12 protein-coding genes are annotated in these 15,333 nt (G+C 35.5%); 11 read left to right on the top strand and 1 reads right to left on the bottom strand.

Annotated features, from left to right (window positions below; all coding sequences use genetic code 11):
- Nucleotides 1-231: 231 nt before the first annotated feature.
- From QLS65_RS06550 to QLS65_RS06500, 11 genes are all read left to right on the top strand, one after another.
- Nucleotides 232-1,293 carry a reverse transcriptase domain-containing protein gene (locus QLS65_RS06550; protein WP_282716079.1) on the top strand — a complete coding sequence of 354 codons (1,062 nt, stop codon included), beginning with the start codon at nt 232-234 and terminating at the stop codon, nt 1,291-1,293.
- Nucleotides 1,294-1,551: 258 nt separating this feature from the next.
- A complete protein-coding gene (locus QLS65_RS06545) occupies nt 1,552-2,124 on the top strand; it encodes a YceI family protein (RefSeq protein WP_282716077.1) in 573 nt (190 codons plus the stop codon).
- A gap of 54 nt (nt 2,125-2,178) precedes the next feature.
- Nucleotides 2,179-3,078, top strand: coding sequence for a J domain-containing protein (locus QLS65_RS06540; protein WP_282716075.1), 900 nt, complete (start codon nt 2,179-2,181; stop codon nt 3,076-3,078).
- Nucleotides 3,075-3,368 (top strand): chaperone modulator CbpM, encoded by a 294-nt coding sequence (locus tag QLS65_RS06535; protein ID WP_282716073.1) that lies wholly within the window; start codon nt 3,075-3,077, stop codon nt 3,366-3,368. The genes QLS65_RS06540 and QLS65_RS06535 overlap by 4 nt, the downstream gene beginning before the upstream one ends.
- Nucleotides 3,369-3,417: 49 nt before the next feature.
- On the top strand, nt 3,418-6,021 hold the full coding sequence (locus QLS65_RS06530) for a cation-translocating P-type ATPase (RefSeq protein ID WP_282716071.1): 2,604 nt from the start codon (nt 3,418-3,420) through the stop codon (nt 6,019-6,021).
- A gap of 218 nt (nt 6,022-6,239) precedes the next feature.
- On the top strand, nt 6,240-8,135 hold the full coding sequence (locus QLS65_RS06525; RefSeq protein ID WP_282716070.1) for an SPFH domain-containing protein: 1,896 nt from the start codon (nt 6,240-6,242) through the stop codon (nt 8,133-8,135).
- Nucleotides 8,136-8,313: 178 nt separating this feature from the next.
- On the top strand, nt 8,314-9,096 hold the full coding sequence (locus QLS65_RS06520; RefSeq protein ID WP_282712451.1) for an MlaE family ABC transporter permease: 783 nt from the start codon (nt 8,314-8,316) through the stop codon (nt 9,094-9,096).
- 6 nt (nt 9,097-9,102) lie between these two features.
- Nucleotides 9,103-9,855 carry an ABC transporter ATP-binding protein gene (locus tag QLS65_RS06515; protein ID WP_282716067.1) on the top strand — a complete coding sequence of 251 codons (753 nt, stop codon included), beginning with the start codon at nt 9,103-9,105 and terminating at the stop codon, nt 9,853-9,855.
- An 8-nt stretch (nt 9,856-9,863) separates the two neighbouring features.
- Entirely contained in the window at nt 9,864-10,841 is a 978-nt protein-coding gene (locus tag QLS65_RS06510; protein WP_282716065.1) for an MlaD family protein, read from the top strand.
- 20 nt (nt 10,842-10,861) lie between these two features.
- Nucleotides 10,862-11,905, top strand: coding sequence for a glycoside hydrolase family 130 protein (locus tag QLS65_RS06505; protein ID WP_282716063.1), 1,044 nt, complete (start codon nt 10,862-10,864; stop codon nt 11,903-11,905).
- A 34-nt stretch (nt 11,906-11,939) separates the two neighbouring features.
- Entirely contained in the window at nt 11,940-14,132 is a 2,193-nt protein-coding gene (locus QLS65_RS06500) for a glycosyltransferase (protein ID WP_282716061.1), read from the top strand.
- 71 nt (nt 14,133-14,203) lie between these two features.
- On the opposite strand, the gene QLS65_RS06495 is transcribed toward QLS65_RS06500, so the two are convergent.
- Nucleotides 14,204-15,328 carry a cysteine desulfurase family protein gene (locus QLS65_RS06495; RefSeq protein ID WP_282716060.1) on the bottom strand — a complete coding sequence of 375 codons (1,125 nt, stop codon included), beginning with the start codon at nt 15,326-15,328 and terminating at the stop codon, nt 14,204-14,206.
- Nucleotides 15,329-15,333 lie beyond the last annotated feature (5 nt).

Raw genomic sequence — 15,333 nt, 5'->3', positions numbered from 1 at the left:
AGTAAAATAGTGTTTATTCCCAGTCAGGATGAATTATTTTTTTAGTTCATTTCTCAAAGAAATTTGTTAGCCCAGGTTAACATCGGAGCCGTGAGTCACTGCTCTGTAATTGAATGTTCTTTCAAGCACCAGGTTTAAAAGATTCTCCGCAGAGCTCCGAACTTTTAAACCGGTATTCTTAATCGGGGTTAGGGACAGAATAGTCCCTACTCCATTAACGATTTCAACGCTATGGATTTTACTCAATACAAAGAAACCTTTACCGAAAAATCACATAAACTAGGCTATTCGCTGCCCAATATTCAACGTTGTCTGGATTATGCCGAGGTATTATTTTCTCATGACGTACCGGTTATTTACAATCCAACCCATTTATCACTTCTGGTGGGATACAAGAAAGAATACTTAAAAAAAGCGGCTGTTTATCCCCGCTATTTTTACCGTGATTTTGAGATTTCAAAAAAAAATGGCACAAAACGACTTATTTCTGAACCGCTTCCAAGCTTGAAAGAAATCCAACTCTGGATTTTGAGAAATATCCTCAATAAAGTTCCCATAAGCCCTTTTGCGAAAGCATACAAAACCAATGTAAGCCTTATAGAAAACCTGAAATTTCATAAAAATCAGCCTAAAGTATATACATTAGACTTAGAAAATTTCTTCCAATCAATTACTATTGAATTAGTTGAAAAAGAGTTTCATCAATTGGGATATTCTAAAATGGTATCAAGACTGCTCTCCAAATTATGCACCCGAGACAGAACTTTGCCTCAAGGCGCACCCACAAGCCCGTATCTTTCGAATTTAATTTTTAAAGATGCCGATGCTGAGATTGCCGCTTACTGCAAATTGCATAAAATAAGATATACCCGTTATGCTGACGACATGAGTTTTTCGGGGGATTTTGATGAAAATAAACTGCTCCATAAAGTTGTTGAAACTGTTGAAAAATTAAAACTTCGCATCAATAAAAACAAGACTAAACTCATGACGGCCAATACGCGCCAAACCGTGACTGGAATTGTTGTGAATGAAAAACCGCAAGTGGCATTACACAAACGCAATGATTTAAGACAAGCCATGTATTATATCAAGAAATTTGGTTTCGAGGAACACCGCGAATACAAAGAAATTAACCAAAAAAATTATCTCGAACATTTATTGGGGAAAATAAATTTTGTGCTGCAAATAAATCCAAAAGACATCGAATTTTTAGAGTATAAATCTATATTGAAAGACCTAAAAAAGAAACAGGATTTAAAAGCTATGGAAGACGAATTATTACCAATATAAGAATTGAAAAACATTCTTGGTAAAAAAATGTTTCATAAAAACTCCTTTTTAGAGTTTTTTTTATTTTCATAAATACCTGAAATAAAGCCGTTTATTCCTGTTTTAATACCTGAAAATTAATTAAATTTGATAGCGCAAAATGTCTAAAAATCACAATCATTTGTGCTATCTTTTTCATGCACATAGATATTGATAATAGCAAGATTACAAACTCTTGACATCTTTATACCCTATCAAATAATTAAAAAATAATACCTCATGAAAAAAATAACAACCATCATCGCAACACTATTTTTATCTACTTTTCTGCTGGGACAAACAACATGGAAAGCAGATCCAATGCACTCAAAACTTACTTTTAGCACCGTGCATCATGGTATTTCGGATATAGCGGGATTATTCAAAAAATTTGAGATAACCGCAACAACTAACAAAACGGATTTTAGTGATGCTGTATTTGAGCTTTCGACTGATGTTGCCTCTATTGACACCGAAGTGGAAATGCGTGATAATCATTTACGAAGTGCTGATTTCTTTAACGTGGAAAAATATCCTAAAATGACTTTTAAAAGCATCTCCATAAAAAAAATCGGGAAGAATAAATACAAACTTGTAGGCACCCTCACATTGCATGGAATCACAAAACCGGCAATAATTACTATGTGGTATAGAGGAACTATAGTGAATGAACAATCAAAAGCAATTACTGCAGGCTTTCAGTTTAGCGGAATTTTAAAACGTTCTGAATTTAATGTAGGATCCAAATTCCCTTCGAAAATGATTAGTGATGAAGTACAAATCAAAGCAGATTGTGAGTTCATTAAACAGTAAATACCTTCGATTAAAGTATTAATAAAGCCTACAAATTATATAAAAACAATCCAGATGGCATTTATAGACTATTACAAGATTCTTGAAGTGGACAAAAAAGCAACCGAAGCCGAGATCAAAAAGGCCTATCGAAAACTGGCCCGTAAATACCATCCCGACTTAAATCCCAACGATAAGGAAGCCGAAAGAAAATTCAAGGAAATAAATGAGGCAAATGAAGTATTGAGCCATGCTGAGAATCGTAAAAAATATGATGACTATGGCGAAAACTGGCAACATGCGGAGGAATTTGAAAAATCAAAACAACAGCAGCAGTACCATAGAGGCGGCCAACAAGATGGTTTTGGCGGGTTCAGTGGCGGCGGAGATTTCTCTGATTTTTTTGAGTCTATGTTTGGAGGTCGTTCGTCAGGAAGTGGAGGTCGTCGTAGTGCACAGTTCAAGGGGCAGGATTTTAATGCTGAACTGCATCTTGATCTAAAAGACGTGTACACCACCCACAAACGCACCTTGACAATTAACGGCAAAAACATCCGTATTACTATTCCTGCCGGAGTCGAAAATGGGCAGCAAATAAAAATTAGCGGGCTTGGTGGCGAAGGTGCTGGCGGTGGCCCAAAAGGAGATTTGTACATCACTTTCACTATTGAAAACCATACCAACTTTAAGTTAGACAAGCACAACCTCTACTCCACTGTTCCCTTAGATTTATATACTGCCATATTAGGAGGCGATATCACCGCAGATACTTTTGACGGAAAAGTAAAACTAACCGTAAAACCCGGAACCCAAAACGGAACAAAAGTAAAACTGAAAGGAAAAGGATTTCCAGTTTATAAAAAGGAAGGTGAATTTGGAGATTTATACATTACCTATCAAGTGCAAATACCCACAAATATTACTGAAAAAGAAAAAGAATTATTTACGGAACTCGCAAAGTTAAGAACGTCATGAACATAGAAAGCCTCATACCGATACCTGCATTATGCATTCATTATAAAGTAGAACTCTCCTTTTTTGACAACCTCAGCGAAATGGGTTTACTCGAAATAAAAACAATCGAAGAAACACAATATATCCATCCGGATGCCATCTATGAAATAGAGAAAATGATACGCATCCATAAAGAATTAGATATTAATACGGAGGGAATTGATGTGGTGTTTAATCTATTACAAAAAATTGATACTTTGCAAAATGAACTGATTTCCACTAAAAACAGATTGCGTTTGTATGAAAGTTGAGATTTGATAATACCAATATTCTTTTTACTGAATATAAAAAGTAAAAAATATGAACTGGCATTTACTACCGCTATCAGAAGTAACACAGTTGCTAAACACAACTTCATCCGGAATTACTGATGTAACTGCGGCAGAACGCTTGCGCGAACATGGGAAAAATCAAATTGAAGATAAAAAGAAGAAGACAATTCTACAGATGGTGATTTCTCAGTTATCTGATTTCATGATTCTCATCCTTATCGCTGCGGCAATTATCTCAGGCATAATAGGTGATGTTACGGATACAATAATTATTCTTGCTATTGTTATGATCAATGCAGCAGTGGGATTTATCCAAGAATATCGGGCAGAAAAAGCAATGGAAGCATTAAAAAAAATGGCGGCAAACCAAGCCCGAATTTTACGCAAAGGAAAAATAATTGACCTTCCTACTTCGGAAATTGTTCCTGGAGATGTTGTGGTATTGGAAGCTGGAAATGTTATTCCTGCTGATGTCCGTTTTTTTGAAACCCATCAAATAAAAGTAGATGAATCAGCACTTACGGGCGAATCAAACAACGTAGAAAAAAATCCAGAAGAACTTCCCGAAGGAAATTATGCGCTTGGCGACCAAACCAATATGGGCTACAAAGGAACTTCTGTTACCAATGGTCGGGCATTAGCTTATGTTGTGGCAACAGGAATGCATACTGAACTTGGACACATCGCAAAAATGATCCAAACCGATGAAACCTCTACACCCTTACAAAAAAGATTAGCAGCTTTTGGCAAACGATTATCAGTGATTATACTTATTATCTGCGCTATAATTTTCTTAATCGGATGGTTGCGGGGAGAATCTGTTTTGACCATGTTGATTACTTCTATTTCACTCGCTGTTGCCGCAATTCCTGAAGCTTTACCCGCATTAGTTACTATTGCACTTGCCTTTGGCGCCAAAAAATTAGCTAAAAGTAATGCCCTTATTCGAAAATTACCGGCTGTGGAAACTTTGGGTTCCGTGACGTACATCTGTTCTGATAAAACAGGAACTCTTACGTTGAATAAAATGACCGTGCAGGAAATTTTTGAAACATCGGATACAGAGTATGAGCCTTTTTTTAAAGAAAAAAACACATTGCTGCACGCTATCGCTTTAAATAATGATGTTACAAAAGATGAAAACGGAAAATGGTTGGGCGATTCAACGGAGTTGGCATTGGTACAATATGCATCCGATAAAAATTTGAATCGCTCTGATTTAGAACTAAAATTACCCCGAATTGGAGAATTACCTTTCGATTCTAAAAGAAAATGCATGACTACAATGCATCAAACCCAAAATTCTAATGGTGAAATCATCGTGATTACAAAAGGGGCTGTCGATGTATTGTTTCACAAACTGAATGACAATCAAAAATCACTTATTCCTGAATTTGAACGTAAAGTCAACGAAATGGCCGAAAAAGGATATCGGGTTTTAGGGTACGCAATGAAAACACTTTCGTCCTTACCGGATACTTCAGATGCTAATTTGATAGAAAATGAATTAACACTTATTGGGTTTGTAGGCATGATTGATCCACCACGAGAAGAGGCAAAACAAGCAGTTTCTGAATGTAAGGAAGCCGGTATTATTCCGGTAATGATTACGGGTGACCACAAGCTGACCGCCAAAGCAATTGCCGAAAAGCTAGGCATTATTGTCACGGATGACGACCTAGTTTTAACAGGTTCAGAACTAACTGCATTAACACAGAGTGAATTTATACAAATTGTAGAAAAGGTAAGAGTGTATGCCCGTGTAAATCCAGAACAGAAACTAAGAATCATTAATGCTTTACAATCCAAAAATCATTTTGTGGCAATGACTGGCGATGGTGTAAATGATGCTCCGGCACTTAAAAATGCTGATATTGGTATTGCTATGGGAATCAACGGAACCGAAGTTTCTAAAGAAGCCTCGCACATGATTTTATTGGATGATAATTTTGCCACCATTATTATTGCCGTTAAACACGGTAGAAAAATATTTGACAACATCCTAAAATTTATCAAATACATTATGACAGGAAACTCAGGCGAAATATGGGCGATTTTTTTAGCTCCATTTTTTGGGTTACCCATTCCGCTATTGGCAATTCATATCCTGTGGATTAATCTGGTAACGGACGGTTTACCTGGATTAGCACTAGCCTCAGAACCATCTGAAACAAATATCATGAAACGTTCTCCCAGAAATCCGAAGAAAAATATTTTTTCAAACGGCATGGCTTTACACATTTTATGGATTGGTTTTTTGATGGGCTGCGTCACCATAGGAATGCAAGCTTACGCAATATATAATGCCAATACACATTGGCAAACGATGGCTTTCACGGTGCTTTGTTTTAGCCAGTTGGGACATGTAATGGTCATTCGCTCCGGGCGTGAATCTATATTCAAAATTGGATTTTTTTCTAACAAACCTATGGTTGGTGCCCTATTGATTACTATTGTCCTTCAATTCATGATTATTTACATGCCTTTCTTTAACGAAATTTTTAAGACCCAACCTTTATCTTTATATGAATTGGGATTCACCTTAGCGATATCAAGCATTGTATTTTGGGCCGGAGAAATAGAGAAATGGATTAAAAACAGACGAGTTATTGACTTCCATGTTCTGTTTTAAAATAATTTATGAGCAAAAAACACCGCTAAAAATGTTAATATTCAAAATGCCAACTTTTGATTGAATTAAAATTAATCGGGTCTTAAAGAGCCTGTTTACAGTGTTAAAAGCCATATTTTTTTATATAAATTTAGTAAGATTATTCAAACGTTAATTATTCTAATTTTTAGAATTAACACTAAAAATTGCCTTAATTTTACAATTCTAATTTATATAATATGACAACAATTACAAATTATTGGTGGGTACTGGTATTGATTTTATGCTTGATTCTTTACAAATTCGTTTTACGTGTTTTCTTCGGAATGGTAATCGTTCCTGAAGATAAAATTGGTTTAGTGACCAAGAAATTTGTCCTCTTTGGATCCGAAAAATCCTTACCAGACGGTAGAATTATAGCTACCAAAGGGGAAGCTGGTTTTCAGGCAAAAACACTTGCTCCAGGATTATATTGGGCTATGTGGCCGTGGCAATTTTCTGTTGAAATGGCTCCATTTACCATTATTCCTGAAGGTAATATTGGGCTACTTTTAAGTAAGGATGGTGCCGAAATACCAACGGGTAGAATTTTGGCACAAAAAGTGAACTCCGACAATTTTCAGGACGCTACCTTATTTCTGAATAATGGCGGGCAAAAAGGACGTCAATCCGCCTTTATAACTACAGGATCTTACAGGATTAATACCTTTTTATTTGAAGTGGTAATGTCTCCTCAAATTGTGATTTCAGAGAATATGGTCGGAATTGTAACTGCTATGGATGGTGAGCCAATTCCTATTGGTCAAATTGCAGGTAAATTTGTTGAAAATCATAATAACTTTCAAGATTTTGATCAATTTCTAAAAAATGGCGGAAATCGTGGATTGCAACCACAGGTTATGCTTGCCGGATCCTATTATATCAATACTTGGGCGATACAAATAGAGCAAACTCCTATGACAGATGTGCCTATAGGGTATGTTGGGGTTGTGATCTCTTATATTGGCGAAGACGGACAAGATGTAACAGGTGATACTTTCAAACATGGAAATATTGTTTCAAAAGGGCAACGTGGTGTATGGATGGAGCCGCTGGGTCCCGGAAAATATGCCTTAAATAAATACACTACTAAATTAGAGCCTGTTCCTACAACAAATCTAGTATTGAACTGGGCAGATGCACGCAGTGAATCCCATAATTTAGACCAAAATTTATCCACAATTACGGTTCGTTCAAAAGATGGTTTCCCTTTTAATCTGGATGTGTCCCAAATTATTCATGTTCCCGCGAATGAAGCTCCAAAAGTAATTGCCCGTTTTGGAAGTATGAATAATCTTGTTTCACAGGTTTTAGAACCAACAATAGGGAATTATTTTAGAAACTCCGCTCAAGAAAGTGATGTAATATCCTTTTTATCAACTAGAAAAGAACGTCAGGAATCTGCTAAAAATCATATCAAAGTGGTTCTTGATGAATACAATGTAAATGCAGTTGACACACTAATAGGAGATATTGTACCTCCAGAATCCCTAATGAAAACTCTGACTGACAGGAAGATTGCCGAAGAAGAGCAAAAAACTTATCAGACACAAAGAATGGCTCAGGAACAACGTCAGGGAATGGAAAAAGAAACCGCTATTGCGGATATGCAAAAAGAAATCGTAAAAGCATCTCAAAGTGTTGAAATTGCCCAACGTACTGCTGATGCAACAGTTAAAAAAGCAGAAGGAGATGCAACTAGTTTAAAATTAAATGTAAATGCAGAGGCAGAAGCTACAAAAATGCGTGCCAATGCCGAAGCGGAAGCTACTAAAGCAAGAGCTGGAGCACAAGCAGAAGCGACAAAACTAACTGCAAGTGCCGAAGCTGAAAGAATTTCTAAAACGGGTCTTGCCGAAGCTGAAAAAATTATGGCTATTGGTAAATCAACCGCCGAAGCCTATCAATTACAAGTTTCTGCTATGGGTGGTGATAACTTCACGAAATACAAAATAACTGAGGAGATTGGCAAAGGAAAAATCAAAGTAATTCCTGATGTTTTAATCTCTGGAAATAATGGATCTGATGGACCAATCAGCGGTCTTCTTGGAATGAAACTAATGGAAATGATGGATACAAAAAGTGAGAAGGAATAAATAGTAATACAATAGTTTTTTATAAAATGTTCAACAAACGCCATTCAAAATTTGAATGGCGTTTGTTTTTATAATTTCTCAAAAAAAGAGCTAAAGAATGTCCTTAAATACTGATAATCAGTTAAATAATCGTATATTTGAGTAGCTGTTTTTTTATTAAAAATTAATTCATTTGCTAATGAATAGTATTTTTAAAATAATCGAATTGTTTAAAAGTTTTTTACTTGAAGTTGGCGAACTCTCTTATTTTGCCGGGCGTTTTTTTAAAGAAGCTTTTAAAAGCCCTTCAGAATTCAAAGAGTTCCTTAGACAATGCTTTTATATGGGAAATCGTTCCTTGTCGCTTGTTGCAGTAACCGGATTTATCATTGGCTTAGTATTCACTTTACAGTCACGCCCCACATTGCAGGAATTCGGAGCCGTTTCCTGGATGCCGTCCATGGTGAGTATTTCGCTTATCAGAGAAATTGGGCCCATCATTACCGCTTTAATTTGTGCTGGCCGTATTGGTTCCGGTATTGGTGCTGAATTAGGTTCTATGAGAGTTACAGAGCAAATTGACGCCATGGAAGTTTCCGGTACAAATCCTTTCAAATATTTAGTGGTAACCCGCATATTAGCAACTACTTTCATGCTTCCTATTTTGGTTTTTTTTGGAGATGCTATTGCCATTTTTGGTTCTTTTTTAGTAGAAAATATAAAAGGGAATGTTTCTTTTTTATTGTATTACAATCAGGTTTTTGATGCATTGGAATTTGGGGATTTAATCCCTGCAACCATTAAAACGTTCTTTTTTGGTTTTGCCATCGGGTTGGTGGGTTGTTTTAAAGGATATTATTGTAAAAAAGGTACTGCAGGTGTCGGTTTAGCAGCTAATTCTGCGGTGGTTTTCACCTCGATGTTATTGTTTATTATTGATTTTATTGCCGTTTTTATCACTGATATTTTTTATGATTTATAACTGATTATGAATACATCTATACCAAATCAAAAGGCCATAATAGAAATCAAAGACTTAAAAAAAAGCTATGGTGATAATCATGTTTTGGATGGTTTTAATATGGTTTTGAATGAAGGAGAAAATCTAGTTATCATGGGGAAATCAGGTTCTGGAAAATCTGTTATGATAAAATGCCTTATTGGATTAGAAGAACATGACAGTGGAACTGTAGTAATAATGGGAAAGGATATTAGCGAACTCAGCCGGGAAGAACTGGATGACCTTCGGACAGAAGTAGGTTTTCTTTTTCAGGGAAGCGCACTCTATGACTCAATGACCGTCAGGGAAAATTTAGAATTTCCTTTGCGCCGTCACAAAAAAAAATTTGGAAAAATAACCGATACCACGCCACTGGTTATGGAAGCTTTAGAAAATGTGGGGCTGGCTCATACCATAAATTTAATGCCCGAAGAGCTTTCGGGAGGAATGAAACGAAGAATCGCTTTGGCCAGAACTTTAATTCTGCAACCGAGAATAATTCTTTATGATGAACCAACAACTGGTTTAGATCCTATTACGGCAAAGGAAATTTTGCTGCTAATGATGTCTATCCAAAAAAAATACAACACTTCGGCAATTATCATAACACACGATGTGGATTGCGCCAGAGTGATTTCGAACCGGATGATTTTATTGGTTGACGGTATCAATTATATGGAAGGAACTTTTGAGGAATTATCAACCTCAACAGATCCTAAAGTACAAGCTTTCTTTAAATAAGAATACATATGGAAAAAACGACATCACAAAAACTGCGCCTTGGACTTTTTGTAATCATCGGATTAACGCTATTTGTACTGGCAGTGTATTTCATTGGCGATAAGCAAAAAATGTTTGGAAAAACCTATCATTTGAATGCCACTTTCAATAACGTAAACGGACTACAAATAGGTAACAATATACGTTATTCAGGAATAAACGTCGGTACGGTTAGAAAAATTCAAATGAAGAACGACACTATTATTCTTGTAGACATGATTATTGATAAAGCTGTTTTCCCTCATATAAAAAAAGATGCGGTTGCCACCATAGGTTCTGATGGTTTGGTAGGAAACATGATCATAAACATTCTCCCAGGTAAAGGCACCTCGCCTTCGGTAAAACCTGGAGACGAAATTCGATCCCAAAATCGCATTCGCACCGATGAAATTTTAAATACTCTCAGTCTAACCAGCAAAAATATGGAACTTATTACGATCGACCTGCTTAAAATTACGAATGAAATCAACCGAGGAAAAGGGACTTTAGGTTTATTAATTAATGACTCTATCATGCCAAAAGATCTCAAAGAGACCATGCATCAAACTTCAGAATCAGTGGCGAAATTAAACAAACTCATTACTTCATTAAACAATAAAGACAATGTGATAGGCGTTCTAAAAGATTCCGCTGTAGCCAATAATATTAAAACAATAGTTCATAATTTAGATAAATCAAGCATTGAAATAGATAAGGTGGTTGGCAATCTCAACACAACCATTTTGAATATTAAGGAAGGAAAAGGCGCCATAAATTACCTTTCCAATGATCCGAAATTAGTTCATAAAATAGATTCTACAATAACTAACATCAATGAAGCCAGTTTCCGTCTAAACGAAAACATGGAAGCACTAAAACATAATTTCTTATTTCGGGGTTATTTTAAAAAACAGGAAAAAGCAAGAAATAAAGAACCAAAGAAAGAAGAAGTGGATAAAAAATATTGAACAGCAAAAAAGATGGAATCATGTTTACAATAGAGAAATTAGGAATAATTCTAAGTCCTACTGACAATACATTTGAAAATAACGGTGTGTTCAATCCCGGTATCTATCAGTATGGAAATACCATTCATGTTTTATACCGAGCAGTAGAACACGGAAATTTTTCAACCATAGGTTATGCAAAAATGGATGGCCCACTTAAAGTAATTGAACGGTATGAAAAGCCACTGATAACCCGTGATTTCGATTACGAAAAACACGGCGTAGAAGATGCCCGAATTGTAAAAATTGAGGATACTTATTATATCACCTATACTGCTTATGATGGTGTCAATGCAATGGGAGCACTAGCTACGTCAAAGGATTTGATTCATTTTGAGAAACATGGAATCATAACTCCGCATGTAAATTACCAAGAATATGAAAATTTTGTAACTTTTTGTGATATCAATAAAAACAAGTTAAATCCAAAATACCATCAATATTATAACCTTTTTGCTCAAATAGGATTAGTGGAGGATGAACACAGATTACTCAGAGATAAAGATGTGGTTTTATTTCCAAGGAAAATAAACGGAAAATTTGTGTTATTGCACCGCATTTGGCCTGGAATTCAGATTGTGCAATTTGATGATTGGAAGGATTTAACCGAATCTTTTTGGGAAGATTATCTTAAAAACCTTGTCAATCATATCGTACTTGATCCAAAAGATATCTTTGAGGTAAACTACATTGGTGCGGGCGGACCGCCTATAGAAACTGAATTTGGCTGGTTGATAATCTATCATGGTGTTCAGGAAACTACAACAGGAAAAATATATCATGCCAAAGCCGCATTACTGCAATTAGACAAACCCGAAATTGAAATTTCCAGATTACTTTATCCGCTATTTTCCCCTACCAAGGAATGGGAAATAGAAGGCGAAGTTAGAAACATAGTATTTCCAACCGGTCATGCTTTATTTGGGAATGACCTTTACCTCTATTATGGTGTAGCAGATAAGCATGTTGCAGTAGCAAAATTAGACATTAATGAATTGCTACTTGAATTGAGAAAGCAATCTTAGAAAAAGTGCCATAAAACTCCAAAAAGGAATAAAAATGTTACTTGTAAGTTCGTATCCACCAAGAGAATGTGGTATAGCAACTTTTTCAAATGATATTGTCAATGCAGTGAAAATTGTCTTTGGAGATACATTGCCAGTTGAAGTATGCGCTTTGCAAAATAGTGAGCAACACTTTGAATATAATAATGAAGTAAGCTTTATTTTACCCGTTGATTCATTGGAACATTACCGAATGGTTGCCGAAAAAATAAATGAACGAAACGACATAGGACTTGTGTGCATTCAACATGAATTTGGTTTATTCAGGGGAGAATATGGGGATTATATACTCTCTTTTATATTAGCTTTAAACAAACCAATTGTTACTGTTTTTCATACCGTGCTACCCAATCCGGATGAAAAAAGAAAGAAAATAGTTCATGCAATAGCTGATTTATCTGATCGTATCATTGTGCTCACTAAAAACTCACAGACAATTTTGACTACTAATTACAGTGTTGAAAAAACCAAAACTATTGTAATTCCGCATGGCAATCACAATGTATTATGGGAACAAAAAAACATTTTAAAGAACACTTATGGTTTCTCGGATAAAATAGTGATGGCTACATTTGGTTTAATAAGCCAAAATAAAGGTATTGAAACCGTATTACAAGCGTTACCTGAAATTGTTAAAAAAAATCCCGAAGTAGTTTTTTTGGTGATTGGAAAAACACATCCTGAAATAATTCGTCAAGACGGAGAAATGTACCGAAACAGTCTTATCAATATTGTACAAGAACTTCATCTGGAAAACAATGTCATTTTCATTAATGAATACCTACAATTGTCGCAATTACTGGAATATTTAACTTTATCAGACATTTATTTATTCTCTTCCAAAGACCCTAATCAAGCCGTAAGCGGGACATTTGCTTATGCCATGAGTTGCGGTTGCACTGTAGTTTCTACTCCAATTCCGCACGCCGTTGAAGAATTGGTAAATGGCAACGGAATACTTTTGAATAGTTTTGAAAGCTCAGAAGAATTCAAAAACGCAATAGTATACTTGATTGAAAATAAAGAAGAACGAATAGCGATGGGCAAAAATGCCTTTTCGTTGTCACACGCCACTAACTGGGAAAATATTGCTATTCAATACCGATTGCTTTTTGACCAATTAACCAATCGAGAAGAAGATTTAAGGTTCAATTTTCCTCCTATAAAACTAGACCATATCAAGAAACTTACTACGGATTTTGGAATACTTCAGTTTTCAAAATTCAGCCAGCCCGATCCTGAATCAGGTTACACCTTAGATGATAATGCCAGAGCATTGATCAATATGGTTCTGTATAATAAAGCTTTTCCGGATAAAAACACTTTAAAACTAGCAAATACATATCTGAATTTTATAGAAGGCATCCAGCAAAACAACGGTTGGTTTGACAACTACAAAGATTTTGACCATCAATTAACCAAACAAAACAAAGAGGTAAATCTTGAAGATGCTAACGGAAGGGCATTATGGAGTTTAGGAACCGTAATTTCCCACAGGGACACTTTACCCTTAGAAATGATTTGCCAAGCGGTAAAATGTTGGGATAAAGCCATCAAAAGAATTGATGATATTAAATCTCCAAGAGCAATAGCGTATGCGTTGAAAGGGCTATATTTATATCATTCTATTTATAAAGATGAAGAGATAAAGACCTATATAGAGAAACTTGCCGATGAACTTTTGCGCCATTATAATATCAATTCAGCCGAAAATTGGTGCTGGTACGAGGATTATATGACCTATGCCAATAACGTTTTGCCGGAAGCGATGATGTACAGTTATTTAGTAACCAAAAATCCTAAGTACAAAAAAATTGCGGCAATCACATTTGATTTTCTGCTTTCTCATTATTTTATGAAAGGACAACTCAAAGTAATCTCAAACAGAGGTTGGTTTAAGAAAGAAAATGAAAGGATTTTCTACGGAGAACAACCAATAGAAGTAGCAACTACTATTATTGCATTGGATTTATTCTATGAAGTAACCCGAAATAAAAAATACAAAGACCAACTTAAACTGGCTTTTATATGGTTTTTAGGAAATAATCATTTGAAACAAATCATGTACAATCCAGAAAATGGGGCGTCCTATGATGGACTGGAAGACAAACATATTAACATCAATCAAGGAGCCGAATCGACTTTATGCTATTTTAAAGCCCGATTAATAATGGAAAAATATACCTAAAATTAAACGTATCATTTTCACTAATCTAGTTTATTCGTATATAAATTAACATTCATTATGATTATTCTTTTTTAGATACTTTTCAACGCTTCAATAAGTAAATCAATATCCTCTTTTGTATTGAAATGACTGAACGATATACGCAAACTCGGTTTCTTCAAATCTTCTTCAGAAAGCATTTCGGCTAAAACATGCGAAGGCTTTACACTTCCTGACTGACAGGCGCTTCCGCGGGAAACTGCAATTCCTTTCATGTCCAAATGGAATAATATCATCGCCGTTTTTGCTGCTGCAAAAGGCAATAAAACATTCAAGACGGTATAAAAACTATCGGGATTTCCATTAATTTTAAATTCAGGAAATTCAATTTTGAGTTGGTCAATCAAATAACTTTTCAACTCCGTAATATGCTTTTGTTCTGTTTCTAAGTTGGTATAAGAAACTTCCAAGGCTTTTGCCATACCAGCGATTTGGTGCAACGCTTCAGTTCCGGCGCGCAATCCTTTTTCTTGTTCACCACCAAAAAACAAGGGTTGTAACCCGGAATTTTTTCGAATAAAAGCAAAACCAACCCCTTTTGGTCCATGAAATTTATGCGCACTTGCCACAATAAAATCAACAGGAATAGTTTGTAAATCAATTGTTGCTTTTCCAATGGATTGTACCGTATCTGAATGAAATAAAACATTATGCTCTTGACAAATGCGACCTATTCGTTCCAAATCTAGAACGTTCCCCGTTTCATTATTCACGTGCATCAGGCTGACCAATGTTTTCTTTTCCTGCGAAAGCAACTCTACTAAATGGGTAATATCGATTTCTCCATTTGGTTTCACATTCACATAATCAATTTGAATATCGTACTCTTTTTCTAAAACCAGAGCCGTGTATAAAACCGCATGGTGCTCTATTTTACTGGTAATAATTCTTTTTACCTGTAAATCTTTTACCGCAGAACGAAGTATCCAATTGTTAGCTTCGGTACCACAAGATGTAAAAATAATTTCCTGTGCAGTCGCATTTAAATTCTTAGCAATAGATTTTCTAGAAAGTTCCAATATGCTTTTGGCAGCACGACCCAAACTATGTGTTGACGATGGATTTCCATAATCTTCCGTCATTACTTTGGTCATTTCCTGGATTACTTCGGTACGAATAGCAGTTGTAGAAGCGTTATCGAGATATACTTTTTTCATTTTTT

Origin of the sequence: Flavobacterium algoritolerans (assembly GCF_030010385.1) — a bacterium.
GTDB lineage: Bacteria > Bacteroidota > Bacteroidia > Flavobacteriales > Flavobacteriaceae > Flavobacterium > Flavobacterium algoritolerans.
The sequence above is the reverse complement of the archived record's forward strand: the minus strand, read 5'-3'. Positions and strand labels throughout refer to the sequence as shown.

Excerpts from the sequence above, each read along its gene's own strand:
- QLS65_RS06550 (WP_282716079.1), top strand. The coding sequence starts at position 232 with ATGGATTTTACTCAATACAAAGAAACCTTTACCGAAAAATCACATAAA.
- QLS65_RS06545 (WP_282716077.1), top strand. The coding sequence starts at position 1,552 with ATGAAAAAAATAACAACCATCATCGCAACACTATTTTTATCTACTTTT.
- QLS65_RS06495 (WP_282716060.1), bottom strand. The coding sequence starts at position 15,328 with ATGAAAAAAGTATATCTCGATAACGCTTCTACAACTGCTATTCGTACC.
- QLS65_RS06515 (WP_282716067.1), top strand. The coding sequence starts at position 9,103 with ATGAATACATCTATACCAAATCAAAAGGCCATAATAGAAATCAAAGAC.
- QLS65_RS06540 (WP_282716075.1), top strand. The coding sequence starts at position 2,179 with ATGGCATTTATAGACTATTACAAGATTCTTGAAGTGGACAAAAAAGCA.
- QLS65_RS06510 (WP_282716065.1), top strand. The coding sequence starts at position 9,864 with ATGGAAAAAACGACATCACAAAAACTGCGCCTTGGACTTTTTGTAATC.
- QLS65_RS06535 (WP_282716073.1), top strand. The coding sequence starts at position 3,075 with ATGAACATAGAAAGCCTCATACCGATACCTGCATTATGCATTCATTAT.
- QLS65_RS06530 (WP_282716071.1), top strand. The coding sequence starts at position 3,418 with ATGAACTGGCATTTACTACCGCTATCAGAAGTAACACAGTTGCTAAAC.
- QLS65_RS06500 (WP_282716061.1), top strand. The coding sequence starts at position 11,940 with ATGTTACTTGTAAGTTCGTATCCACCAAGAGAATGTGGTATAGCAACT.
- QLS65_RS06505 (WP_282716063.1), top strand. The coding sequence starts at position 10,862 with ATGTTTACAATAGAGAAATTAGGAATAATTCTAAGTCCTACTGACAAT.
- QLS65_RS06520 (WP_282712451.1), top strand. The coding sequence starts at position 8,314 with ATGAATAGTATTTTTAAAATAATCGAATTGTTTAAAAGTTTTTTACTT.
- QLS65_RS06525 (WP_282716070.1), top strand. The coding sequence starts at position 6,240 with ATGACAACAATTACAAATTATTGGTGGGTACTGGTATTGATTTTATGC.